The following is a 24315-nucleotide window of genomic DNA, read 5'->3' as shown; positions in this document are numbered from 1 at the left end:
AGAGTCCGCTCCTACGAAAATGCCGACCCGGGTGTAGGAGCGGACTCCGTCCGCGATCGCTCAGCCCAACGCTGAAGGTTCCTACTCGAACAACGCATCCAGCGCCTGCTCCAGGCGCGTCACGGCGATCACCTGCAGGCCGGGCGGCGACTCCTTCGGCGCGTTGCCCTTGGGCACGATGGCGCGCTTGAAGCCGTGCTTGGCCGCTTCCTTCAGACGCTCCTGACCGCTGGGCACCGGGCGCACCTCGCCGGACAGGCCGACCTCGCCGAACACCAGCAACTGGTGGTCCAGCGGGCGGTTGCGCAGGCTGGACATCACCGCTGCCATCAGCGCCAGGTCTGACGCCGTCTCCAGAACCTTCACACCACCGACTACGTTGAGGAACACGTCCTGGTCGTAGGTCGGGATGCCGCCGTGGCGGTGCAGCACCGCCAGCAGCATCGCCAGGCGGTTCTGGTCCAGACCCAGGGTGACGCGACGCGGGTTGGCCAGGTGGCTGGTGTCCACCAGCGCCTGCACTTCCACCAGCATCGGTCGCGAGCCTTCCCAGGTGGCCATCACCACACTGCCCGGCACCGATTCCTGGGCACGGGTGAGGAAGATTGCCGAGGGGTTGGACACTTCCTTCAGTCCCTTGTCGGTCATGGCGAACACGCCCAACTCGTTAACCGCGCCGAAGCGGTTCTTCACTGCCCGCAGCAGGCGCAGGCGGCCGTCGGATTCGCCCTCGAAATACAGCACGGTGTCGACCATGTGCTCCAGCACGCGCGGGCCGGCCAGGGAGCCTTCCTTGGTGACGTGGCCGACCAGGAAGATCGCCGTGCCGCTCTGCTTGGCGAAACGCACCAGCAGCGCCGCGCTCTCGCGCACCTGGGCGACGCCGCCGGGCGCGGATTGCAGCTGTTCGGTGAAGATGGTCTGGATCGAGTCGATCACCATCACCTTGGGCTGCTCCTGGCGCGCCGTGGCGATGATGGTCTCGATGCAGGTCTCGGTCATGACCTTGAGCTTGTCTTCCGGCAAGCCCAGGCGGCGGGCGCGCATGGCGACCTGCTGCTGGGATTCCTCACCGGTGACGTAGAGTGCCGGCAGGCGCGTGGCGATGTTGCAGAGGGTCTGCAGGAGGATGGTGGACTTGCCGATGCCGGGGTCGCCGCCGATCAGCACCACCGAGCCGTCGACCAGGCCGCCGCCCAGGGCGCGGTCCAGCTCCGCCGAGGCGGTGGAGAAGCGCGGCATTTCCTCGACACTGACTTCGGCGAGGGTCTTGATGTTGGCCTGCTGGCCCGCCCAGCCACCACGGCCGGAGGAGCTGCTGCCCGAGCCGCCGGTGGGGGTGGTGTCGATGACGGTCTCGACCAGGGTGTTCCAGGCGCCGCAATCAGGGCACTGGCCGGCCCATTTCGGGTAGGTGGCGCCGCACTCGGTGCAGCCGTACATGCGCTTGGCCTTGGCCATGGGCGGACTCCGACGAAAACAAAGTCCGCATCATAGCCAATCGGGCCAGGCGCTTCAGCCCGCCAGGCGGCGGTACTGGCTTTCCATGTCGTGCTTGAGGCTTTCGCGACGCATCAGCAGCGAGGCCAGGGTGCAGTCGGGGCGTTCGACGCCCTCCTCCACACGGCCGATGCGCTGGTCGAGCAACTCGTACTGCAGCTTCAGGCGCACCAGGCGTTCCTGGGCGCGCAGGGCTTCGACATTGCGTTTGGAGGCTTTGCTGGCGGAGGAGGAGATGGCTTTGCGCATGGCGGTGGCACCAGACGAGAAAATGATGACGGGAGCCTACTCCTCGCTCCGACTCGCACCCTTGACTCTGGTCAAGCTCAACCGGATCGCTTGAGCAGGTCGGCGATCTCGTCCTTCAGGGTCACGCGCTGCAGCTTGAGGGAATTGAGCGACAGGTCGTCCATGGCTTCGCGACCGTCCTCGATGTCGTAGATCTTCCTATCCAGCTCCTCGTAGCTGGCGGCCATGCGGGTGAAGTTCGCGTCCTTTCCGTGCAACCGGGTCATCAGGGCCTTCTGGTCGGGGAATTCACGGGACAGGGGATGATGCTCGAGCGGCATGGCGGGCCTCCTTCTGTGGGTGCGTGGGCATTGAGGAACTGCTCGGTAAGCCTAGACCACCCCGCGCAAGCGCCCAGAACCGCCGGTCATGCCGGTGGAATTGCCCGCGCACGGGCTGTTCAGACGACGACAGGCCGCTACACTGCGGCTGTCCCCCTCTTTTTCCCGCTCAAGGAGTCTGTGCATGAGTCTGCTCAACGAATTCAAGGCCTTCGCCGTCAAGGGCAACGTGGTCGACATGGCCGTCGGTATCATCATCGGCGCCGCGTTCGGCAAGATCGTCTCGTCCTTCGTCGGCGACGTGATCATGCCGCCCATCGGCCTGCTGATCGGCGGCGTGGACTTCTCGGACCTGGCGATCACCCTCAAGGCCGCCGAGGGCCAGACACCCGCGGTGGTGCTGGCCTACGGCAAATTCATTCAGACCTGCCTGGACTTCATCATCGTCGCCTTCGCCATCTTCATGGGCGTGAAGGCCATCAACCGCCTCAAGCGCGAAGAGGCCGTGGCCCCCACCGCACCGCCGGTGCCGACGCCCGAAGAAACCCTGCTGACCGAGATCCGCGACCTGCTCAAGCAGCAGAACAACCGCGCTCCCTGAGCCTCAGGCCTGGCGCCGCCCCCTGGCGTCAGCCCGGCGGCGTCAGCAGCACACGGCCGATGCGCCGCTCGCTGACGTCGGTCACCTCCAGGCGCCAGCCGCCCAGTTCCAGCGTGTCACCCTTGGCCGGCAAGCGGCCAAGGTGCTTGAGCGCCAGTCCGCCGAGGGTCTGGTACTCCGCCGTCGGGCGGGCGTGGAAGCCGACCCGTTCGGCCAGCGCCGACAGGGTTACGGCACCGTCCACCCGATAAGCGCCCTCCTCCGGCTCGATGTCCGTACCGGACACCTCGCTGGCATCCGGCAGCTCACCGGCGATGGCCTCCAGCACGTCGGTCATGCTCAGCATGCCCTCGAAGCCGCCGAACTCGTTGACCACGAAGGCCAGGTGGGTCGAGGCCCCGCGCATCTGCTCCAGGGCGCCCAGTACGGTGCTGCTGTCGGGCAGGCTCAGCGGCTCGCGCAGCAGCGGCAGGATGTCCAGCTCGCGGCCCTGCAGCAGGTCGGCGAACAGCTCCTTCTTGTGCACGTAGCCCAGCGGTTCGTCGATGTTGCCTTCGCGGATCACCAGCAGGCGCGAATACGGCGATTCCAGCAGCGCGCGGCGGATATTCTCCGGGCTGTCAGCCACGTCCACCCGGTGCACGCGCTGACGGTCGATCATCACGGCTTTCACCGGACGCTCGGCCAGGCCCAGTACGCCGCTGATCATCACCCGCTCACGGCGGTGGAACGGGGCGTCGGCGCCATCGTCCTCACCCACCAGGTCGGCGATGTCCTCACCCACTTCGTCGGCGTCGACTTTGCCGCCCATCAGCCGCAACACAGCGTGGGCGGTGCGCTGACGCAGGCCACGCTGTCCGCGCTGACTCTTCTGGCGCTTCCAGCGCACCAACTGGTTGGCCATCTCGATCAGCAGGCTGAAGCCGATGGCGGCGTACAGGTAGCCTTTGGGAATGTGGAAGCCCAGGCCTTCGGCAGTCAGGCTGAAGCCGATCATCAGCAGGAAGCCCAGGCAGAGCATGATCACCGTCGGGTGTTCGTTGACGAAGCGGGTCAGCGGCTTGCTGGCCACCATCATCAGGCCGATGGAGAAGATGACCGCGATCATCATCACTTCCAGCTGCTCGACCATGCCCACGGCGGTGATCACCGCGTCGAGGGAGAACACCGCATCCAGCACCACGATCTGCGCAACTACCGGCCAGAAGGCGGCGTAGACGCGCTTGCCGTTGGATGTGTGTACGCGGCCTTCCAGGCGTTCATGCAGTTCCAGCGTGGCCTTGAACAGCAGGAACAGACCACCGAACAACATGATCAGGTCGCGGCCGGAGAAGCTCTTGCCGAATACTTCGATCAGCGGTTCGGTGAGCGTGACCAGCCAGGAAATGCTCGCCAGCAGGCCCAGGCGCATCAGCAGCGCCAAGGACAGGCCGATCAGCCGCGCGCGGTCGCGCAGGTGCGGCGGCAGCTTGTCCGCAAGGATCGCGATGAAGACCAGGTTATCGATGCCGAGCACCAGCTCGAGCAGGATCAGGGTGAGCAGGCCGAGCCAGGCCGTGGGGTCCATCAGCCATTCCATGTCCACTCACCTCGCTGGGTGCGCGCCATGGCCGGCTGGGAAGGCTTATCCGCGAACGCGGGTGCCGGGGGAGGTTCGCCGAACGCCGGCTCTACGAAGGTAGGTACCGGGGCCGGCGTTGTACTTTGACTGTCCATAGGGTCCGAAAAAAGGGAAACGGACGCCCATCCTAAGGGCAAAGCCCCACGGCCCTAAGGGGACAATCTTTTCAAAATCTATCGGGCCGCAATTACCAATAGTTTTCCACGGCGATCTGCCCGGGCTTGCGCGTCAGCGCCAGGCTCATGCCGCGGGCCTTCAGCACGGCACGGGTGTCCTCGATCATCTGCGGGTTGCCACAGAGCATCACGCGCGAATGTTCCGGAGTCAGTTCCAGACCGGCGGCGCGTTCCAGCTCGCCGTTCTCGATCAGCGTGGTGATCCGCGCATTCAGGCAGCCGGGCACCTGCTCGCGGGTCACCACCGGGATGAACTGCAGCTTGTGGATATGTTCGGCCAGATGCTCCATGGCGCCGAAGCTGGCGATCAGGTCGCGGTAGGCCAGCTCCTTTTCCTCGCGGGCGCTGTAGACCAGCTTGATGGTCTCGAAGCGCTCCCACACCTCGAAGTCCTGCAGGATCGACAGGAACGGTGCAAGGCCAGTGCCGGTGGACAGCAGCCAGAGGTCGCGGCCATCGGGAAAGCGGTCGAGGGTGAGGAAGCCGAAGGCCTGGCGGTCCACCAGCAACTGGTCACCGACGCGCAGGCGGCTCAGCTCGCTGGTGAATTCGCCGCCGGGCACGACGATGGAGAAGAATTCGAGGAAGTCGTCGTGGGGCGCCGAAACCATCGAATAGGCACGCCAGACGATGCTGCCGCTGGGCTTGTACACGCCCAGGCGGGCGAACTGCCCGGCGCGGAAGCGGTAGCCGCTGTCGCGCGTGGTGCGCAGGGTGAACAGGCTCGGGGTGAGCGTCTGCACTTCCAACAGGGTCTGGCGGGTGAACTTCTCTTCGCTGGCGGTCATCGTCCGCTCCTTTGCAGGCAACGGCCCATTTTCCCGTATTCCCGCCGCGAGAAACACCCGCAAGGCTTGTGGCTATCGGCAAAGATCGCCACAAGCCTGCGCTGGATCAGTGCCCGCCGGTCAATGCTTGCGGTTCACCACCTGGGCGGCGCGCAGCACGTCGGTGCCGATCTCGCCCTCGAACTGCTTCCACAGCGGCTGCATGGCGGCACGCCAGGCTTCGCGTTCGGCCGGGGTCAGGGCGATGATGCGCGCCTTGCCATTGCCGACCACGTGCTCGCGCTCCTTCTGGTTCAGCGCCTCGGCGTCCTTGTTCACCTCGACGGTGACCTCTTCGATGATGCTTTCCAGCTGGGTGCGCACCGGGTACGGCATGCTGTTCCAGAACTTCTGGTTGCTGATCACCATGTAGCTGAGCACACCGTGGTTGGTCTCGGTGATAAACGGCTGCGCGCTGTCGAGTTTCTGGCTGCCGATGTTCGACCAGGTGTTCTCGGTGCCCTGCACCTTGCCGTCCTGCAGCGCCTTGAGGGTTTCGGCGAAGGGCAGCTTCACCGCCGTGGCGTCGAGCAGGCCGAACTGGGCAGTGATCACCGAAGACGGCTGGATGCGGAAAGCCAGGCCCTTGGCATCGGCCGGCGCGCGCAGCTCGCGGTTGGCCGAAAGCTGCTTCATGCCGTTGTTCCAGTAACCCAGGCCGTAGATGCCCGAGCGCGCCATGGAGTGCAGCAGTTCGCGGCTCTTGTCGCGCTTCTGGAAGCGTTTCACCGCCTCCAGGTCGTCGAACAGGAACGGCAGATCGAAGACTTCCAGCTGCCTGGTATAGCCCTCGAACTTCGACAGCGACGGCGCCAGCATCTGCACCTTGCCGTCCTGCAGCGCCTGCAGTTCGTCGGCATCGCCGAACAGCGTGGAATTGGGGAACACCTCGACCTTCACCTGGCCGGCCAGGCGCTCTTCCACCAGCTTCTTGAACAGCAGCGCGCCACGGCCCTTGGGCGTGTCATCGGCGACGACGTGGGAGAACTTGATCACGATGGGCGCATCGGCGAGAACCGGCTGGGCCACGAGGAAAAGGGCGGACAGCGCCACCCCGAGCAACGACTTGTACATCGACATCCTTATGCAATGGCAATAGCCCGGCGCGCGAACGGGGTCGCGTGTCGAGGATTCGTGAAGACTTGGAAGGGTGGCCGTCGGTCGGCGGAGACGCGCTCCGGGATCGGGCCCTACCGGGTCGCGAGGGGCGCCCGGTTATTATTGGGAAGCCGCCGCGCAGACGAGCGCGGGCGGATAGGTCATAATTTTTCGGTATAACGCGCGCGCGCACAAGCAGCGGCACGTAAACCACGTCTCAAATTGATGACAATCTCGTTGCAATCAGCAGTGCCTCATTGCCAACGAAGTAGCACCTCTATCTCAGCCATTTCCGTCGTTTCGAGAGTCCCATGCCCGTCCTCGCCAGCCCCTTCGCCCAGCTCGACCTGGTCCGCCACCCCGAACAGCGCGAGGACCCGCTGCAGGCCTTCGATGCGGCCGACGAGTACCTGCTCGCCCATCTCCACGAGCAGGGCGTCGGTGCGGACAGCCGCGTGCTGGTGCTCAACGACAGCTTCGGCGCCCTTGCCGCCAGCCTCGCGCCCCATGTGCGCCTGACCAGCAGCGGCGATTCGCACCTGGGCTTTATCGCCCTGGAGCGCAACCTGGAGCGCAACGGCCTGAGTGAAGCGCCGCTGACCTTCGTCCCTGGCAGCGAAACCCCGCAAGGCCCGTTCGACCACGTACTGATCCGCGTGCCCAAGACCCTGGCGCTGCTGGAGGAACAACTGATCCGCCTGCACGGCCAGCTCGCGCCGGGTGCGAAAGTCGTCGCTGCCGGCATGATCAAACACCTGCCACGTGCCGCCGGCGACCTGCTGGAACAGTACATCGGCCCCATGCAGGCCTCGCTGGCGGTGAAGAAAGCCCGCCTGCTGGTGGCCACTGCCGAGGAGCGCCCCGCACCCTCCTCGCCCTACCCCAGCCGCTACCGCCTGGACAAACCGGCACTGACCCTGGTCAACCACGCCAACGTGTTCTGCCGCGAAGGCCTGGACATCGGCACCCGCGCCTTCCTTCCGCACCTGCCGCAGGTTCACCACGCCGTGCGCGCGGCGGACCTGGGCTGTGGCAACGGCGTGCTGGGCATCGCCTTCGCCCTGCTCAATCCGCAGGCCGAGCTGACGCTGGTGGACGAGTCGTACATGGCGGTGCAGTCCGCCCGCGAAAACTGGCAGGCCGCCCTCGGCGAGCGCCCGGTGGACATCCACCCCGACGACGGCCTCGCCAGCCAGCCCGCCGACTCCCTGGACCTGATCCTCTGCAACCCGCCCTTCCACCAGCAGCAGGTGGTCGGCGACTTCCTCGCCTGGCGCATGTTCCAGCAGGCCCGCGCGGCGCTGGTCACCGGCGGCGAACTGTGGATCGTCGGCAACCGCCACCTGGGCTACCACGCCAAGCTCAAGCGCCTGTTCCGCGGCGTTGATCAAGTGGCGGCGAATCCGAAGTTCGTGGTGCTGAAAGCGACCAAATAAGCTGCCGGGATTGCTCCGGCCCGCGCGCCGGAGCAGCATGGATCGCCCTTGCCAGGATGCCGCCATGACTGCCCAGGAACCCGTCCTCCTCTCACCGGAATTCATCCGCACCGCCGACGGCGTCGATCTGGCCTTGCGCCGCGTAGGCCCGGCCGATGGCGTGCCGGTGGTGCTGACCCACGGCACCTTTTCCAATCATCGCAGTTGCCTGGGGCTGGCCAGCTACCTGGGCAGCCAGGGTTTCGCCTGCTGGCTGTTCGACTGGCGCGGGCATGGTGACAGCGGGCGCAATGACTTTCGCCACAGCTTCGATGACGTGGCCGAGCAGGACGTACCGGCGATTCTCGATGCCGTGAGGCAGCGCAGTGGGCACGCGGCGCTGCACTGGATCGGCCATTCTGGCGGTGGGCTGATCGTATCCATGTGGGCGGCGCGGCATCCCGAACTGGCGCAGCAGAAGTTGCGCTCGCTTGTGCTGATCGGCTCCCAGGCCACGGCGGCCGGCGCCAGCCTGCGGCACTGGCTGGCGCTCCAGGCGTTCGACTGGATGCTGCGCTGGCGGCGCATCGCACCCAGCCGGGCGAAGAGCGTCGGCCCCGAGGCGGAGAGCGCCCGACTGATGCGCCAGTGGTGCCAGTGGAATTTCCGCCGGCGCTTCGATTCGCTGGACGGCTTCGACTACCTGGCGGGGCTCTCTGCCGTCGCGCTGCCGGTGCTGGGTGTGGCGGGCAGCGGCGATACCTTCATTGCGCCGGTCGCGGGGTGCGAGGCGCTGGTGAAGGCGTTCGCTGGCGATCAGGCCGAGCTGGAAGTGTTCGGCCTGGCGGGCGGTGCGCGGGAGGATTACAGCCACAACCGGCTGCTGCTGTCGCGCAATGCCAGCCTGGAAATCTGGCCGCGGATTGCGCAGTGGCTGGGGCAGCGTTGATCACCGTAGGGCGAATAACCTGGAACAGGTTATCCGCCGGTGAGAATGCGGCGGATAACGCTGGCGCGTTATTCGCCCTACAACATCCCCCATGATCAGGGCCGAGTGCAAATCGTAGGAGCGGACTCCGTCCGCGATGCTTCCCGGCGCGATGCGGACCCATCGCGGATGAATCCGCTCCTACGAGAGTAGAGCGTCCGGCGTATCAACGTCGCGCAGCACGCCGGGGTCGGTGACTTCCAGCGTGACGCACCGGTCGCGATGGGCCTGGACCACTGTCCGTGCACCTTCGTCACCGGTGAGGTGAGTCAGCGCGGACCAGAAGTCTCGACCGAAGATCACCGGATGGCCGCGCTGACCATCGAATAGCGGAAAGAGAATGGTCGAAGCGTTGGCCGCCCCGGTGAGCGCACGCAGGGTTTGCGCAGCGATCCACGGCATGTCGCCCAGCAGAATGGCTACAGCCACAGCATCGCAGTCGCTCAAGGAAGCAGCGCCGGCCGCCAGGCTGTGACCCATACCGAGCGCCGCCTCCGGGCTGTGGATAACCCGGCAGCCGGAAGGCAGGCCGAAATCCTCCGCTCGCTCGCCGTCACGCAGCACCACGCGCACTTCATCGAACACCGCCTGGGCACACTCGACGCTGTGCGCCAGCAGGCTGCGCCCATCAGGCAAGGTGGCGCGGCGCTTGTCCGCGCCGAAGCGCGAGCCCCGGCCGGCGGCCAGGACCAGCGCGACGACCGTCACAGCGCCTCGCGGGCGATGCCGCTGCGGGTGCGGAGGATGTCGGCGAGCACGGCCATGGCGATTTCCGCCGGGGTCTTGCTGCCCAGGTTGAGGCCGATGGGCGCATGGATGCGCGCCAGCTCGGTCTCGCCCAGGCCACCGACGCGGTGCAGGCGTTCGCGGCGCTTGTCGGAGGTGGTGCGCGAGCCCATCACGCCGATGTAGAAGGCTTCGGTGCGCACGGCTTCGAGCATCGCCAAGTCGTCGATCTTCGGATCGTGGGTCAGGGCAACCACGGCGGTGTCCGCGTGGCAGCCGCCGTTGGCGATGAAGATCGACGGCAGTTCACGGCGGATCTCGATGCCGTCCAGCACCACGCCGTCCAGCGCTTCTTCGCGGGGATCACAGAGAATCACCTCGAAGCCCAGGCCCTTGCCGAACTCGGCGCAGAAATGCGCGACGCTGGAGTAACCCGCCAGCAGCAGGCGTTGCGCAGCACCGACGCGCAGCAGTACGCGGGCTTCATCGCGCTCGACGCGCGGGCCGTGCTCGTGGTCGTCGCTCAGGCGGCGGCTGCCGTCCTGCAGGTTCACTTCGCGCAGCAGGCGACGCTGGCCGAGCAGCGCCGATTCCAATTCGCGCAGGTGGGCCTGCACTTCGCAATCGGGTGCGAGGTTTTCCACCAGCACGTCGAGAATGCCGCCGCAGGGCAGGCGGATGTTCGTGCGGGTATCGGTGCCGTCGCCGTAGCGCACGACGACCACCGGCTCACTGAATTCGCCCTCGGCGACGCGTTCGAGGAAGTCATCCTCGACGCAGCCGCCGGACAGCGAGCCCACCCACTGGCCGCTGGCGTTGACCGCCAGCAGCGAGCCCGGCGCACGGGGCGCCGAGCCGTAGGTGAAGAGCACGCTGCACAGCCACACGCGCTGCCCGGCATTGGACCATTGGAGCGCCTGCCGGACGACTTGCAGATCAAGATGCTGCACGACTCACTCCGCCTTCAGCTGAGCGACCTGTTGTACGCCCATGTCGCCCGGCAGGCCACCCCAGGCCTGGCGCAGGTAGTTGATGAGGTCGGTGAGCTGCTCGTCACTGAGCTTGTCGGCGAAGCCCGGCATCGGCTGCATGCGCTCGAAACCGGTGAACTGCTGCTCGCGGATGCCTTCGACTATGACCTTGGCCAGGTTGCGCGAATCGGCCAGGCGCAGGGTGGTGTTGCCCTGCATGGCCACGGCGATGTGCGGCTTGCCCTCGCCGTCGTTGCCGTGGCAGCCGGCGCAGACGTTGAGGTACTGCTGGCGGCCGCGCCTGGCGCTGTCGCTGAGCTGGTCCTGAGCAACCGTCTGCACCACCTTGGCCTGCGGCGGCTGATCGCCCAGCAGGTAGGTGGACATGGCCGCCAGGTCCTCGTCACCCAGGTGCTGGGTACTCAGGTGCATCACCGGGAACATCTCGTTGAACATGCTGCCCTGGGGGCTCATGCCGTGCTTGAGGAAGCCGGTCAGGTCGGCGCCGGTCCAGCCGCGCTCGGCGAGGTCCTGGGCCAACAGGCTGGGGGCGCTGTAGCCATTGAGCAGGCCGCCGCTCAGGCGTTTGTCCTGCTCCAGGGCGCCGATCTGGTTGCGTGGGGTGTGGCACTCGCCGCAGTGGCCGAGCACTTCCACCAGGTACTGGCCGCGCTGGTACGCCGCACTCTTGCCCTCGGCACTCTCCAGCTGGACGCTCTTGCCGTAGAGCATGTTCCAGCCGGTCAGGCCCAGGCGCACGTTGAACGGGAAGCTCAGGCTGGTTTCCGGAGCGGCGCGGTGCACCGGCGTCTGGTTCATCAGGTAGGCGTAGAGGGCATCGCTGTCCTCGCGCTTGATGAGGTGGTACGAGGTGTAGGGCATGGCCGGGTAGAGGTTGGCGCCGTCCTTGCGCTTGCCCTCGGTGAGGGCGGCGAAGAACTCGTCGGCGCTGTAGTTGCCGATGCCGAAGTCCTTGTCCGGGGTGATGTTGCTGCCGTAGATGGTGCCGAACGGCGAGTGGATCGGCAGGCCGCCGGCAAACGGCGCGCCGCCCTCGGCGGTGTGGCAGGCCATGCAGTCGGCGGCCCGGGAGACGTACTCGCCGCGCTTGATCAGCTCCTGGTCAGAGGCTTGTGCGCTGAGCGCCAGGCCGAGACCGACAGCCAGCGCGAGGCCGGAAAGAATGCGCTGCATGCTTAGCCCTCCCTGACCAGGCCGAGATCGGTCAGCACTTCACGGGTGGCGTCGTAGTAACGCACGTACCCGGTGCAGCGACAGATGTGGTGGCCGAGGCTCGCCTCGATGGTCGATTCCAGCTCGCTCTTCTTCAGCGGCTGGCGCTGGGCCTTCTCCACCAGCACCGTGGCGGCGTTGACGAAGCCCGGCGCGCAGTAGCTGCACTGGAAGGCGAAGCGGTCGACGAACTTCTGCTGGATCGGGTTCAGTTCCTTCACCGAACCGTCTTCCTCACGCTTGGCGTGGCCCTCGATGGTGCGCACCTTCTTGCCTTCGAAGTAGTGCGCGCCGGTGATGCAGGTGCGCACTTCCTCGCTGGTGCCGTCGGGGTTGTCGACGATCACCACGCAGGCATGGCAGATGCCCTGGCCGCAGCCCAGGCGCGAACCGGTGAGGTTCTGGTACTCGTGCAGGTAGTCGATCATCGGCAGGTCCTCGGGAACCTCGACCGGACCGACGGTTTGACCATTGATGGTCAGGTTGAGCGGACGGTTAGCCATTGAGGGCCTCCTTGATGCGAGCGGGGGTGATGGGCAGGTCGCGGACACGCTTGCCGATGGCGTGGGCCACGGCGTTGCCGATGGCGCCGACCACCGGGATCATTACCACTTCGGCGATGCCCTTGGACGGATCGCTGGGCGAGAGCGGCGGAAGGATTTCCGAGCTCTGCTGCCAGACCGCCACGTCCTTCGCCTTCGGGAGACGGTAGCGGTTGAAGTTCCAGTCGCCCTCACCCGGGCCCCCCTCATACAGCGGCATGTCTTCCAGCAGCGCATGGCCGATGCCCATGGCGACACCGCCTTCGAGCTGGCCCTTGACCAGTTCGGGCACCAGCACGCGGCCACACTCGATCCAGCTGTGGTGGTTGAGCACGGTGACGTCGCCGTTGCCCTTGTTCACCTTCAACTCGACGATGGTCGCCACCGGGCTGTAGTAGGTGACCATGGCGTTGTTCAGCTGCGGCGACGGATAGCCCGTGTTCTGGCGATCCAGCAGGTGGAAGCCGGCGCTGTTCATCTGCGCCTTCTTCGCGCCCGGCGCGCCATCGCCGTACTTCACCGCCAGCGCGTCGAGTGGCAGGCGCTCGCGCACGCCGTCGATGACGAAGTCGGCTTCCGCCCAGCTCCAGCGGTTGAAGCCGTGGACGCTGGCACCGGTGACCAGGCCCAGCTCGTGGGCGGTCCTGGCCAGTTGCACGAAGTCCAGCGGCTCCAGGCCGTTGGCGGTCAGCTTGCCGTCGACCCAGTGGGCATCTTCGCGACGCACCACCAGCGGGTTGGCCGAACCACCGAACGGGCCCTTGCCCCAGAGGTGCAGCGCCGCCGGCCACAGGCCGTGGTTGAACAGCACGCGCGAGGCTTCGCGGGTGGCGTGGCTGAAGTAGTAGGCCGAGTTGGTCGCCGACGACGGCGAGGCCAGCTTGGCGACCCAGCGCGGATTGCGCAGCGCGGCGTCCTGCTCGGCCTGGCTGACCACATACGGGTTGCCGCTGGTGATCAGTTGCAGCTCCGGCCACTCGGTCTCGGCGGTGCGCACTTCGTCCGCCGGGCGGCCGAGGAAGTCACCGACCACGAAGGCCTGGGAAGTGGACATGCCAGTGCCCAGCTCGGTGCCGATGTGGCGCAGGAACACGCGGCCGTCGGCGTCGAATTCGACGTGGGCCATGGGCGATTCGGAACCGGTACCGAAGTCCTTCTGGGTAATGGCGAAGCCGACGCCGTACCAGTGGTCCGGGTCCTTGGCGTCCATTTCCTTCTTGCGTGCGTCGCGGTTCTTCCACCAGTCGTGGACGGCGGCCTTGTCGAGGATTTCATGCAGGCGCAGCGCACCGGCGGGCACGGCGCCCTGGGTGTTCTTCATGCCCGATTTCATGGCGTTGACGCGGCGCAGCTCGATGGCGTCGACACCGAGGATGTTGGCGACTTCGTCCACCATCATCTCGGTGGCCGCCATGCTCTGCAGCGTGCCGTAGCCACGCATCGAGCCGGCTTCGACACCGCGCGAATGGTAGGCGGTCACCGACAGGTCGTTCTGCGGCATGTAGTAGATCGACTGCGCCGCCGTGGCACCCACCGCCGCTACCGAGGGGCTGTAGTTGATGCGGCCGCCGCCGTCGACGTTCATGTCGGCGCGGAAGATCTTGAAACTCAGGTCGTTCTTGTCCACCGCCAGCTGGTAGCGGATGTCGAACGGGTGGCGCTTGATGCCGCTCTGGAACTGCTCGTAGCGGTCATTGGCCAGGCGCACCGGTACACCTTCGCCATACAGCGCGGCGACCGCGGCGTAGAAGACGAAGATGTTGTTGTCCTTGGAGCCGTAACCCACGGTGTAGCCGGGGTGCATGTTCAGCTTGTTCAGCGCGAAGCGCGACGGCTTGATCATGTGCACGCATTCACTGGCCACTTCGAACGGGCACTGGGTGGCGACCACGAAGTGCAGGCTGCCGGTGCTGGCGTCGTACCAGCCGTTGCCGTTGTCCGGCTCCAGCGCCGCCGGCTCGATGGACGGGGTCTTGTAGCGCTGCTCGAAGACCAGCCAGTTTTCCGGCGGGTTGTCGATCTGCTGCTTGATCTGCTGGGCGTAGAACAGGCCCTGCTCGGTCAGGTCGCCGTGCAGCTTGGGTTCCGCCGTCCACACCGGCTTGCGGTTGAGGATGGTGGGGAAGAGCATCGAGTCCTTCAGGCTGGAGAACTCGTCGTCATCGAACGGCGTCTTGCCGCCCACGCGCACGAAACGGAAGCTGCCGTAGGGGTCACGCTGGTACAGCGGCGCCTGGGCGCCGTAGCGGATGGCCTTGTCGTTGAACTTCAGCTTGAGCTTGGCCTGGCGATAGCGCTCGAAATCCTTCCAGATCAGGATCGCCACCGGATGGCCGATGAACATCGGTACCTGGCCGACCGGCAGCAGCGGGTCCGGCGAATGGGCTTCGGGCCAGGCGATGCCGTCCTTCTTCAGGTCCTCGGCGGTGACGATGCGGTCCGGCTGCAGCTCGGCGCCCAGCCAGGACAGGTCGATGCCAGCGAACAGGCGGTCGGCCTTGGTGATCTTCAGCAGCATGGCGTGGCCCTGCTGCTGCGGCCAGCCGGGCATGTCCTTGGAGCGGATGTCGCGGGCGAACACCTTGTTGCCGCAGACCTTGGACAGCGCGTCGTTACGGAAGCGCGCCTTGCCGTCATGGCCCATCCACTGCTGGGGCGAGACGGTGACGGCGTTTTCCATCAGGGCAGCGAAGGCCCGGCTGCCGAGCGGCGCCATGGTCACGCTGACACCGGCAATCAGCCCGCCTTGCAGGAAGGCGCGCCGGGAAATATCACGGTTGGACATGGTTCATCCTCTGGACGGTGAAGGCCCGCCCATGTCGTTTTTGGCTGTGCTGGAGAGAGTTCGGAGGCCGCACAATCGCGGGCGTCTCGGGGATGGCGCCGGGGGAAGGATCCTGCAGAAAAACCTGACTCTTCTGTCAACTTTAACGCACCTCGATGGCGCGAAGCAAAGTCAATCGGGCGGCTTGTCGCGGTGATGCAAATTTTAGTCGACCCATCGAGACTATTCGCCAATAGCGGATTGCACCGACGACAAGCGGAAAAGTGTTACACCGTGCTACGCTGGCCAGCCCTTGCTTAGCCTCCTAACAAAGTCCCGCCCATGACCGCCGAAGCCACGTCACTGCTGCGTCACCGCCCCTTCCTCGCCTTCTGGCTGGCCCGCGTCTGTACCGCCAGCGCGTTCCAGATGATCACCGTGGCCATCGGCTGGCACATCTACGAGCTGACCCACAACGTGCTCGACCTCGGCCTGGTGGGATTGGTGGAGTTCACCCCGCGCGTGCTGTTCATGCTGCACACCGGCCACGTCGCCGATCGCTACGACCGCCGGCGCATCGCCTCGCTCTGCCAGGTCGCCCAGGGCCTGATCGCCGTGGCGCTGGTGGTGGGCGCCAGCACCGACAACGTGACCCGCGAGATGATCTTCGTGATGGCCTTCCTGCTGGGCACCGCGCGGGCCTTCGAGATGCCCACCACCCAGGCGCTGCTGCCGAACATCGTGCCCACCGCGCTGTTCCCCCGCGCGGTGGCAGCTTCCGCCTCGGCAATGCAGGCGGCGACCATCGCGGCGCCGGCCTTCGGCGGCTTCCTCTATGCCTTCGGCGCCTTCTGGGTCTACACACCCACTGCGGTGCTGTATTTCATCGCCTGCGCCCTGGTGCTTACCCTGCCCTCGCGCCAGGCGCCAGCCGCCCAGGGCAAGGCCACGCTGGAATCGCTGCTGGCGGGCATTCGCTTCATCCGCAGCCGCCCGGACATCTTCGGCGCCATCTCGCTGGACCTGTTCGCCGTGCTGCTGGGCGGCGCCACCGCGCTGCTGCCGGTGTTCGCCAAGGACATCCTGCTCACCGGTCCCTGGGGCCTGGGCCTGCTGCGCTCGGCGCCGGCGGTGGGCGCGCTGCTGATGTCGTTCTGGCTGGCGCGCTTCCCCATCGAGCGCAACGTCGGGCGGATCATGTTCGCCGCCGTGGGGATCTTCGGCGTCACCACCATCGCCTTCGGCCTCTCGACTTCGTTCTGGTTCTCCCTGGCAGTGCTGGTGGTGCTGGGCGCGGCGGACATGATCAGCATGGTCATCCGCGGCGCCTTCGTGCAGCTGGAAACCCCGGACGAAATGCGCGGCCGGGTCAGCGCGGTGAACGGCCTGTTCATCGGCGCCTCGAACCAGCTGGGCGAGTTCGAATCCGGCCTCACCGCCCACTGGCTCGGCACCGTGCCGGCGGTGGTGCTGGGTGGCGTCGGCACCCTGGTGGTTACCGGGGTGTGGATGAAGCTGTTCCCCACCCTGGCCAAGCGCGACAAGTTGCACTGATTCCTACCACAGCTGATCGCGAACCGAGTCCGCTCCTTCAGTCACCGGATGCCACTACCGTAGGATGGCGTGGAGCGAAGCGATACCCATCGATTGATGCGCGAAACCGCTGATGGGTATCGCAAGCTCCACCCATCCTACGGGCCTCACCGGCTACTCCGGCGCTGGGCGGTTCGCGAGCAAGCTCGCTCCTACGAAAAACCCTCCACTCCCGCTCACGAAATCTGCCAGCGGGGGCCCCTGTAGGAGCGGAGTTTCTCCGCGATCACCGCGATAGCGGTGTACACCGCAATGGCCGGCCTGGCGGCCGGATTCGCGGATAAATCCGCTCCTACGTGGAGCCACCTCCGATCCTCGCGCAAAAAAAATCCCCCGCTGGAAGCACCAGTGAGGGATGTGGGAACGGACGCCGGGGGACGGCGCCCGGATGGGATCGTTGCAGGCGCGGACTAGTGCGGCGTGCCCAACCCCGCCGCACTCATGAACAGACGCATCAGCCAGGCCGCCACGCCCAGGCCGGCGACACTCAGCACCCAGATCAGCACCAGCCAGCCCAGTCGCTTGTGCAGCGGTGCCGTCTCCTGTTCTTCATGGGTCATTGCGCGCACCTCTAGTGGTAGCCGTCGCCGTGCTTCACCTTGCCGCGGAACACGTAGTAGCTCCACGCGGTGTAGACGAGGATGAAGGGGATGATGAACAGCGCGCCCACCAGCATGAAGCCCAGGCTCTGCGGCGGCGCCGCGGCGTCCCAGATCGACATCGACGGCGGGATGATGTTCGGCCACAGGCTGATGCCCAGCCCGCTGTAGCCGAGGAAGATCAGCGCCAGGGTGAGCAGGAATGGCTTCACGTGGTCATTGCGCGCCACCGAGCGCAGCAGGCCGTAGAAGGTCAGCAACACCAGCAGCGGCACCGGCAGGAACCAGAACAGGTTCGGCAGGCTGAACCAGCGCTGGGCGATCTCGCCGTGGGCCAGTGGCGTCCACAGGCTGACCACGCCGATCACCGCCAGCAGCACCAGCGCCAGCGGGCGCGCCAGGTCGTGCATGCGCTCCTGCAGCTTGCCTTCGGTCTTCATGATCAGCCAGGTGCAGCCCAGCAGGCTGTAGGCAACCACCAGGCCGAGGCCGCAGAACAGCGGGAACGGCGCCAGCCAGTCCAGCGCACCGCCGGCGAAGGCGCGGTTCTCCACCGGGATGCCCTCGATGAAGGCGCCCAGCGCGACGCCCTGGAAGAAGGTCGCCACCAGCGAACCAACGATGAACGACTTGTCCCACAGGTGACGCTTGTTGGCCCGCGCCTTGAAGCGGAACTCGAAGGCCACGCCGCGGAAGATCAACCCGACGAGCATCAGGATCAGCGGCAGGTAGAGCGCCGAGAGCACGGCCGAGTAGGCCACCGGGAAGGCACCGAACAGCGCAGCGCCGCCCAGTACCAGCCAGGTCTCGTTGCCGTCCCAGACCGGCGCCACGGTGTTCATCATCACGTCACGGTCGCCCTCGTCCTGGAAGAACGGATAGAGCATGCCGATCCCCAGGTCGAAGCCGTCCATGACCACGTACATCATGATCCCGAAAATGATGATGATCGCCCAGATCAACGGAAGATCGATTCCCATGGCTCAGTTCCTCCCTGCCGGGCTGGCGGTGTCATCGTCGTCGAAGTTCTCCTCGGCGGCGGACAGCGGACGCGCCGCCGTGCGTTTCTGGCCCGCGCCACCGTGGGCGACATCGCGGCCTTCGTGGGTGACCGGGCCCTTGCGCACCAGGCGCATCATGTAGCCGATGCCCACGCCGAACAGGGTGAAGTACACCAGCACGAACATCACCAGGGTCAGGCTCATCTGCGTGACGCTGTGGTTGGACACCGCATCGCTGGTGCGCATCAGCCCGTAGACGACCCAGGGCTGGCGACCGATCTCGGTGGTGAACCAGCCGGCGAGGATCGCGATCAGGCCGGACGGCCCCATCCACAGCACCAGATGCAGGAACGCGCGGTTCTCGAACAGCCGCTTGCGCCAACGCAGCCAGACACTCCACAGGCCAACCAGGATCATCAGCAGCCCCAGGCCGACCATGATGCGGAACGACCAGAAGATGATGGTGGAGTTGGGCCGGTCGGCTTTCGGGAAGTCCTTCAGCGCCGGGATCGGTTCGCTCAGGCTGTGGTTCAGGATCAGGCTGCCGAGCACCGGAATCTCGATCTTGAAGCGGGTTTCCTCGCGCTCCATGTCCGGCCAGCCGACCAGGATCAGCGGCGTCGGGCCGCCTTCGCTGTTGTCCCAGTGGCCTTCGATGGCGGCGATCTTCGCCGGCTGGTGCTTGAGGGTGTTCAAGCCGTGGGCGTCACCGACCATGGCCTGGATCGGCGCGACGATCAGCGCCATCCACATGGCCATCGAGAGCATCTTGCGGATCGCCGGGTTGTCGCGGCCGCGCAGCAGGTGCCAGGCCGCCGAGGCGCCGACGAAGAAGGCGGTGGCGACGAACGAGGCGATCGCCATGTGCAGCAGGCGATAGGGGAAGGACGGGTTGAAGATGATCGCGACCCAGTCCACCGGCACCACGATGCCGTTGACGATCTCGTGGCCCTGCGGGGTCTGCATCCAGCTGTTGGAAGCGAGGATCCAGAAGGTGGAGATCAGCGTGCCGATGGCCACCATCACCGTGGCGAAGAAGTGCAGGCCCGGGCCGACGCGGTGCCAGCCGAAGAGCATGACGCCGAGGAAGCCGGCTTCCAGGAAGAACGCCGTGAGCACTTCATAGGTCAGCAGCGGGCCGGTGACGCTCCCGGCAAAAGCCGAGAAGGCGCTCCAGTTGGTGCCGAACTGGTAGGCCATGACCAGGCCGGAGACCACGCCCATGCCGAAGTTGACGGCGAAGATCTTCGACCAGAAGTGATAGAGGTCGCGGTAGACCTCCTCGTGGGTCTTCAGCCACAGGCCTTCGAGCACCGCCAGGTAGCTGGCGAGGCCGATGGTGATGGCAGGGAAGATGATGTGGAAGGACACGGTAAAGGCGAACTGGATCCGGGCCAGGTCGAGCGCCTCTAATCCGAACATGACGATTCCTCTTCAGGCTGACGCCAACCCCACGGAAGGGTCGGGCACCGTACCTTGCGCATGCGCAGGGCGTTCTTGCGTGATGGCTGTTTGCTCTAAGACTTCAGTTTCGAGCCACCGATCTGCTGTCGGTTCGGGTTCTTTTCGCCGCTCAATCAGAATGGACCACCATCCGCATTGACGCCGCTCAAGAAACTGCATCGATCTTACGCGCGCCCGGTGCGCGGGCAGCAGTGGTGGGTTGCCGCGCGACGGGGTGTCGCGCGACAGCTTGTCTCAGGCCGGGGCGAGCCTGCTGTATGAACAAAATCGAATATGAAAATGAAAAATTAATATTTTATTGGAATAAAAAGACCGGGTAAGTTTCGCCTCAACCGCCGCCGAGTGAGCTGCGGAAAAAGACTCCACCGCCCGTACGAAGGCCACATCCCGGCCGGCCCGGACGCCAGCGGTCACCTGCCCCACAAGGACATCGCAATGAAAAAGCTGCTGCTTCTGACCGCCCTCGCCGCTGCCTTCAGCACTTCCGCCTTCGCCAACGAGAAGCTGGTCGTCGCCGCCACCCCGATCCCCCACGCCGAGATCCTCGAGCTGATCAAGCCGACCCTGGCCAAGGAAGGCGTGGACCTGGAGATCAAGGTCTTCACCGACTACGTACAGCCCAACGTGCAGGTCGCCGAGAAGCGCCTGGACGCCAACTACTTCCAGACCAAGCCGTACCTGGACAACTTCAACGCCGGCAAGGGCACCAACCTGGTCACCGTGACCGGCGTGCACGTCGAGCCCTTCGGCGGCTATTCGAAGAAGTACAAGTCCATCGACCAGCTGCCTGACGGCGCCACCGTCGCCATCCCCAACGAAGGCAGCAACAGCGGCCGCGCCCTGCTTCTGCTGCAGAAGGCCGGTGTGATCAAGCTGAAAGACCCGAGCAACGCCCTGGCCACCCCGAAAGACATCGCCGAGAACCCCAAGCACCTGAAGTTCAAGGAGCTGGAATCGGCCCTGCTGCCGCGCGTGCTGGACCAGGTCGACCTGGACCTGATCAACACCAACTACGCGCTGGAAGCCAAGCTCAACCCGGTGAAGGACGCGCTGATCCTCGAAGACCGCAACTCGCCCTACGTGAACTACCTGGTGGCGCGCCCGGACAACAAGGACAGCGATGCGCTGAAGAAGCTCTCCGCCGCCCTGACCAGCCCGGAAGTCAAAGCCTTCATCGAGAAGAAGTACAACGGCGCCGTGGTGCCGGCCTTCTGATCCGTCGCCCGGCACGCCGCCGGGCGCAACGACTCCCACGCTGGGCGCGCCTCGTGCGCACCCGCTTCGACGCCGGTGGGCAGGTTCCACCGGCGTTTTTCTTTCCGAGGTCCACGCCATGAGCGACCACGCCAAAGGCCCCTCCACCCGCGCCGTGCACGCCGGCCACGACGCCGACCGGCGCATGGTCACCCGCGCCAAGAGCCAGCCGATCTACCAGAGCTCGGTGTTCGTCTACGACTCCCTGGAGCAGGTCGACGACTTCCTCGCCGGCAACCCCGACAACTACATGTACACGCGCATCGGCAACCCCAACCACAGTGCCGTGGAAGAGCTGCTGCGGGAACTGGAAGGCGGCCAGGACGCGCTGTTCTCCGCCTCCGGCATGGCGGCCATTTCCGCAGCATTGCTGGGCGTGCTCGGCGCCGGTGACCACCTGATCGCCAGCCGCGAGCTGTACGGCACCACCCAGAGCCTGATCGAGAAGGAACTGGCGCGCTTCGGCATCGCCTCCAGCCTGCTCGACCTCAACGACCTGGCAGCGGTGGAAGCGGCGATCACCCCGAGCACCAGGCTGATCTACACCGAGACCGCCTCCAACCCGCTGGTGCGCATCAGCAACGTTCCGGCGCTGGCCGACCTCGCGCACCGCCACGGCCTCAAGCTGCTGGTGGACAACACCTTCCTCTCGCCGGTGCTCTACCAACCGTTGCGCGATGGCGCCGACCTGGTGATCCACAGCACCACCAAGTACCTCAACGGCCACAGCGATGCCATGGGCGGCGCGCTGGTGGGTGACGCGCAGTGGATCGCCGCCGCGCGACGCTTCCAGATCAACGCCGGCGGCAGCGCCAGCCCCTTCGAGAGCTGGCTGAATTTCCGCGGCGCCAAGACCCTGGCCCTGCGCATGAAGGCCCATTCGCAGAACGCCCAGGCGCTGGCCGAAGCCCTCGAAGCGCATCCGCAGGTGGCCCGCGTGTTCTACCCCGGCCTGCCCTCGCACCCGGACTTCGAGCTGGCGCAGCGGCTGTTCCGCAAGGGCCATTCGGGCATGTTGAGCTTCACCCTGAAGGGCGGCCTGGACCAGGTCGACACGCTGATCGGCGCGCTGCAACTGGCCGAGTTCGCCCCGTCGCTGGCCGGTGTCGCCAGCAGCATCACCCACCCCGGCAAGACCTCGCACCGCGCGCTGTCCGCCGAGGCCCTGACCGCGCTGGACATCCACGACGGCACCATCCGTGTGTCGGTGGGCATCGAGGACAGCGAGGACATCGTCCGCGACTTCCTGCAGGCGCTGGACGCGCTGTAAGAGCAGAAGGAGATTCCCCATGAACGCACCCCACGCGCCGCTACCGCTGCTGACCTTCCCCGACGCCGACAAGAGCCCGCTGAGCATCCGCGCCAAGGCGCTGGTGTTCTTCGACCCGCGCTCCCACGCCGTGCGCGACGAGGTGGAGCGCCTGGCGCCGTTGCCGCAGCCGGTGCTGATCCACGGCGAGACCGGCACCGGCAAGGAGCTGCTGGCCCGCCACATCCACCGCGCCAGCGAACGCCCCGGCCTGTTCGTCGCGGTGAGCTGCAGCGCGCTGAGCCGCAACTACGCCGACGCCGAACTGTTCGGCTACGCGCCGGGCGCACACAACGGCCCGGTGGGCAGCCGCGCCGGTTGGTTCGGTTCGGCCAATGGCGGCACCTTGTACCTGGACGAGATCGCCGACCTGCCGCTGTCGCTGCAACAGAAACTGCTGCGCGTGCTGCAGGAGCGCGAAGTGCTGCGCGTCGGCGCCCGCGAGCCGGTGCCGGTGGACGTACGGCTGGTCGCGGCCACCAGCATCGACCTGGGCCAGGCGGTGAAAGCCGGGAAATTCCTCGAAGGGCTGCAGCAGTACCTGCACGACGGCAACCTCACGCTGCCACCGCTGCGCGAACGCATCGGCGATATCCAGCCGCTGGCCGAATACTTCCTCGGCGTGCATGCACAACGCCTGGAACTGCCGGTGCCGCAGATCGCCAGCGACACCCAGCGCGCCCTGGAAGGCTATTCGTGGCCGGGGAATATCCGCGAGCTGGAGAACGTCATCCACTTCGCCCTGCTGGTCAGTCCGGACGAGGAGATTCGCCCGGAGCACCTGAATTTTTCTGGCGGCGTAGCGGGGTCAGGCGGCTTGGCGGGTGCAGGCGGCGTAGCGGAAGTGAGCGTCGAAGCGCTGGAGCGACTGGCGCACCAGCCCGGCGTCGAAGCGCAGCTGCGGGCGCTGCTGCAACGCCTGGAGCACGAGCGCGGCTGACGCCGCGCTGTAGTCGCCAGCGCGACCCGAAGGGCCGCGCACGGGCGACAGCATGCAACTGGGGTGTTACTTGGTGGCGGTGTTCGAGTGAGCGACCACCGGGGTGCACGACGGGTTGGTCAGCTTGGCCGGATCGGTCAGCAGGCCCGGCATCATGCGCGAGGTGCAGTTGAAGATGCGGCCCTTGGTGGTGGTGGCGACGTAGGAGAGTTCCTGGCCACCCAGGGCGTCCGGCTGACCGGCTTTCACGTCGCTGACGACCAGCTCGTCGGAGGAAGCCAGGCCGATCATCTGGGCGGTAGCGGCTTGCAGCGGAACGATGGCCTGGTTGGTGGTCATGGTCTGGCAGCCGGCGAGCGATGCGAAGAGTGCAGTGGCAATGGCGATGCGTTTGAAGTCCATCTCGAGATGCTCCCTGTTGGTGGTTTTTTGTCCTGCCGGGGGAGACTAACGGAATAGGCGAGTCAATCGCCATAGACGATTTACAAGTTTTTCACGAAAAACTGCACACCCGTTCAAGTTTCAGGACTTGAACCCGCTCTAGTTCGCCAATTGTGCTATGCGAGGACCTGTTTCACGCCGCTGACAGCCGTTTATCGCGTGAAAGCCACGCGCTACGCTGAACCGTTTCACCTCAGGCGACGAATGGTCGCAGTGAAAGGCCTCGCCGACTCGCAGGGCGGCAGGAGGGAAACCTGAGCAAAGAGTCAAAAACAGGACTAATCACCGCATATCAATATGAAAGCAGTCTCATCGACCGGCTCAATACCTCACATCAAGACCATTCACTTCTTTTCGTCACAATCTTCAGGGAAAATGGCTATCAGGCAGTCGGGACCCAATTTCCCCGACGCCATTGGAGACTATCGTGACCAGCTTCGCCGCTCTTGCTAACTTCTTCGCCGCCACCGCCTTCCTGACCGCGCCTGCCAAGGCCGACCCGGAACGCCGTGAGATCCGTGAGGCGAAAAAGAACCGCCGCAAGTAAGCAGTACCCGCTCCGCTCGGCCCTTGCACAGGGCCGGCGGCGGGACCATCGGTCCCGCCGATTGGCTTTCCAGGGCCTTCCCGTGTTTTCATTGAATGCTTGTTCAAGAAAAATCGAGGAACCCCGCCCGTTTTGT

The 24315-nt window shown here is 65.8% G+C and carries 22 protein-coding genes; 7 read left to right on the top strand and 15 right to left on the bottom strand.

Translation table 11 applies throughout. The annotated features are described in order from the left end of the window. Positions 1-81: 81 nt before the first annotated feature. From radA to HNP46_RS19475, 3 genes are all read right to left on the bottom strand, one after another. On the bottom strand, positions 82-1461 hold the full coding sequence (gene radA, locus HNP46_RS19485) for a DNA repair protein RadA (RefSeq protein WP_184592150.1): 1380 nt from the start codon (positions 1459-1461) through the stop codon (positions 82-84). A gap of 54 nt (positions 1462-1515) precedes the next feature. Further along, positions 1516-1749, bottom strand: a complete 234-nt coding sequence (locus HNP46_RS19480; protein WP_184592141.1) for a hypothetical protein — start codon at positions 1747-1749, stop codon at positions 1516-1518. Positions 1750-1826: 77 nt separating this feature from the next. Further along, the gene (locus HNP46_RS19475; protein ID WP_184592138.1) at positions 1827-2069 is read right to left on the bottom strand and encodes a YdcH family protein; all 243 of its coding nucleotides are present in this window, start codon (positions 2067-2069) and stop codon (positions 1827-1829) included. A 184-nt stretch (positions 2070-2253) separates the two neighbouring features. Here HNP46_RS19475 and mscL point away from each other — a divergent pair, with 184 nt between their 5' ends. After that, positions 2254-2670, top strand: a complete 417-nt coding sequence (gene mscL, locus HNP46_RS19470) for a large-conductance mechanosensitive channel protein MscL (RefSeq protein ID WP_184592134.1) — start codon at positions 2254-2256, stop codon at positions 2668-2670. A gap of 28 nt (positions 2671-2698) precedes the next feature. On the opposite strand, the gene HNP46_RS19465 is transcribed toward mscL, so the two are convergent. The 3 genes from HNP46_RS19465 to HNP46_RS19455 form a co-directional block, all read right to left on the bottom strand. Beyond that, complete coding sequence (locus tag HNP46_RS19465; RefSeq protein ID WP_184592131.1) at positions 2699-4249, bottom strand: TerC family protein; 1551 nt, start codon at positions 4247-4249, stop codon at positions 2699-2701. A gap of 229 nt (positions 4250-4478) precedes the next feature. Continuing rightward, the gene (locus HNP46_RS19460) at positions 4479-5255 is read right to left on the bottom strand and encodes a ferredoxin--NADP reductase (protein WP_184592127.1); all 777 of its coding nucleotides are present in this window, start codon (positions 5253-5255) and stop codon (positions 4479-4481) included. A 120-nt stretch (positions 5256-5375) separates the two neighbouring features. Continuing rightward, positions 5376-6368, bottom strand: coding sequence for a TRAP transporter substrate-binding protein (locus tag HNP46_RS19455; protein WP_184592125.1), 993 nt, complete (start codon positions 6366-6368; stop codon positions 5376-5378). Between the two features lie 335 nt (positions 6369-6703). On the opposite strand from HNP46_RS19455, the gene HNP46_RS19450 reads away from it, so the two are divergent. Both HNP46_RS19450 and HNP46_RS19445 read left to right on the top strand, forming a co-directional pair. Then, positions 6704-7828 (top strand): methyltransferase, encoded by a 1125-nt coding sequence (locus HNP46_RS19450; protein ID WP_184592123.1) that lies wholly within the window; start codon positions 6704-6706, stop codon positions 7826-7828. Positions 7829-7892: 64 nt separating this feature from the next. After that, positions 7893-8756: an alpha/beta hydrolase gene (locus HNP46_RS19445; RefSeq protein WP_260403212.1), complete on the top strand. Its 864-nt coding sequence runs from the start codon at positions 7893-7895 to the stop codon at positions 8754-8756. Positions 8757-8936: 180 nt separating this feature from the next. Here the strand turns inward: HNP46_RS19445 and HNP46_RS19440 are convergent, their stop codons facing one another. From HNP46_RS19440 to HNP46_RS19420, 5 genes are read right to left on the bottom strand one after another with little or no spacing between them, the layout of a single operon-like run. Further along, positions 8937-9503: a nucleotidyltransferase family protein gene (locus HNP46_RS19440; protein WP_184592119.1), complete on the bottom strand. Its 567-nt coding sequence runs from the start codon at positions 9501-9503 to the stop codon at positions 8937-8939. Next, positions 9500-10471, bottom strand: coding sequence for an XdhC family protein (locus HNP46_RS19435; RefSeq protein ID WP_184592117.1), 972 nt, complete (start codon positions 10469-10471; stop codon positions 9500-9502). The genes HNP46_RS19440 and HNP46_RS19435 overlap by 4 nt, the downstream gene beginning before the upstream one ends. A gap of 3 nt (positions 10472-10474) precedes the next feature. Beyond that, positions 10475-11686, bottom strand: a complete 1212-nt coding sequence (locus tag HNP46_RS19430) for a cytochrome c (protein ID WP_184592115.1) — start codon at positions 11684-11686, stop codon at positions 10475-10477. 2 nt (positions 11687-11688) lie between these two features. Beyond that, the gene (locus HNP46_RS19425; protein WP_184592113.1) at positions 11689-12228 is read right to left on the bottom strand and encodes a (2Fe-2S)-binding protein; all 540 of its coding nucleotides are present in this window, start codon (positions 12226-12228) and stop codon (positions 11689-11691) included. After that, a complete protein-coding gene (locus HNP46_RS19420) occupies positions 12221-15052 on the bottom strand; it encodes a xanthine dehydrogenase family protein molybdopterin-binding subunit (protein WP_184592111.1) in 2832 nt (943 codons plus the stop codon). Before HNP46_RS19420 ends, HNP46_RS19425 begins: the two co-directional genes overlap by 8 nt. 321 nt (positions 15053-15373) lie before the next feature. On the opposite strand from HNP46_RS19420, the gene HNP46_RS19415 reads away from it, so the two are divergent. Next, the gene (locus HNP46_RS19415) at positions 15374-16585 is read left to right on the top strand and encodes an MFS transporter (protein ID WP_184592109.1); all 1212 of its coding nucleotides are present in this window, start codon (positions 15374-15376) and stop codon (positions 16583-16585) included. A 449-nt stretch (positions 16586-17034) separates the two neighbouring features. Here HNP46_RS19415 and HNP46_RS19410 read toward each other — a convergent pair whose 3' ends face one another. The 3 genes from HNP46_RS19410 to HNP46_RS19400 are packed head-to-tail and all read right to left on the bottom strand — an operon-like array spanning position 17035 to position 19646. Beyond that, the gene (locus HNP46_RS19410) at positions 17035-17184 is read right to left on the bottom strand and encodes a DUF2474 domain-containing protein (RefSeq protein ID WP_184592107.1); all 150 of its coding nucleotides are present in this window, start codon (positions 17182-17184) and stop codon (positions 17035-17037) included. Between the two features lie 11 nt (positions 17185-17195). After that, a complete protein-coding gene (gene cydB, locus HNP46_RS19405) occupies positions 17196-18203 on the bottom strand; it encodes a cytochrome d ubiquinol oxidase subunit II (RefSeq protein ID WP_184592105.1) in 1008 nt (335 codons plus the stop codon). A 3-nt stretch (positions 18204-18206) separates the two neighbouring features. Next, the gene (locus tag HNP46_RS19400; RefSeq protein ID WP_184592103.1) at positions 18207-19646 is read right to left on the bottom strand and encodes a cytochrome ubiquinol oxidase subunit I; all 1440 of its coding nucleotides are present in this window, start codon (positions 19644-19646) and stop codon (positions 18207-18209) included. A 477-nt stretch (positions 19647-20123) separates the two neighbouring features. Here HNP46_RS19400 and HNP46_RS19395 point away from each other — a divergent pair, with 477 nt between their 5' ends. From HNP46_RS19395 to HNP46_RS19385, 3 genes are all read left to right on the top strand, one after another. Then, positions 20124-20903 carry a MetQ/NlpA family ABC transporter substrate-binding protein gene (locus tag HNP46_RS19395; RefSeq protein WP_184592101.1) on the top strand — a complete coding sequence of 260 codons (780 nt, stop codon included), beginning with the start codon at positions 20124-20126 and terminating at the stop codon, positions 20901-20903. Between the two features lie 118 nt (positions 20904-21021). After that, positions 21022-22212 (top strand): trans-sulfuration enzyme family protein, encoded by a 1191-nt coding sequence (locus HNP46_RS19390; protein ID WP_184592099.1) that lies wholly within the window; start codon positions 21022-21024, stop codon positions 22210-22212. 19 nt (positions 22213-22231) lie between these two features. Then, a complete protein-coding gene (locus HNP46_RS19385; protein ID WP_184592097.1) occupies positions 22232-23191 on the top strand; it encodes a sigma 54-interacting transcriptional regulator in 960 nt (319 codons plus the stop codon). Between the two features lie 66 nt (positions 23192-23257). Here the strand turns inward: HNP46_RS19385 and HNP46_RS19380 are convergent, their stop codons facing one another. After that, positions 23258-23593 carry a hypothetical protein gene (locus HNP46_RS19380; protein WP_138214175.1) on the bottom strand — a complete coding sequence of 112 codons (336 nt, stop codon included), beginning with the start codon at positions 23591-23593 and terminating at the stop codon, positions 23258-23260. Between the last annotated feature and the right edge of the window lie 722 nt (positions 23594-24315).

This window comes from Pseudomonas nitroreducens (genome assembly GCF_014204515.1).
Classification (GTDB): Bacteria; Pseudomonadota; Gammaproteobacteria; order Pseudomonadales; family Pseudomonadaceae; genus Pseudomonas; species Pseudomonas nitritireducens_A.
Note: the sequence above shows the minus strand (reverse complement) of the source record. Positions and strands in the feature narration are given on the sequence as shown.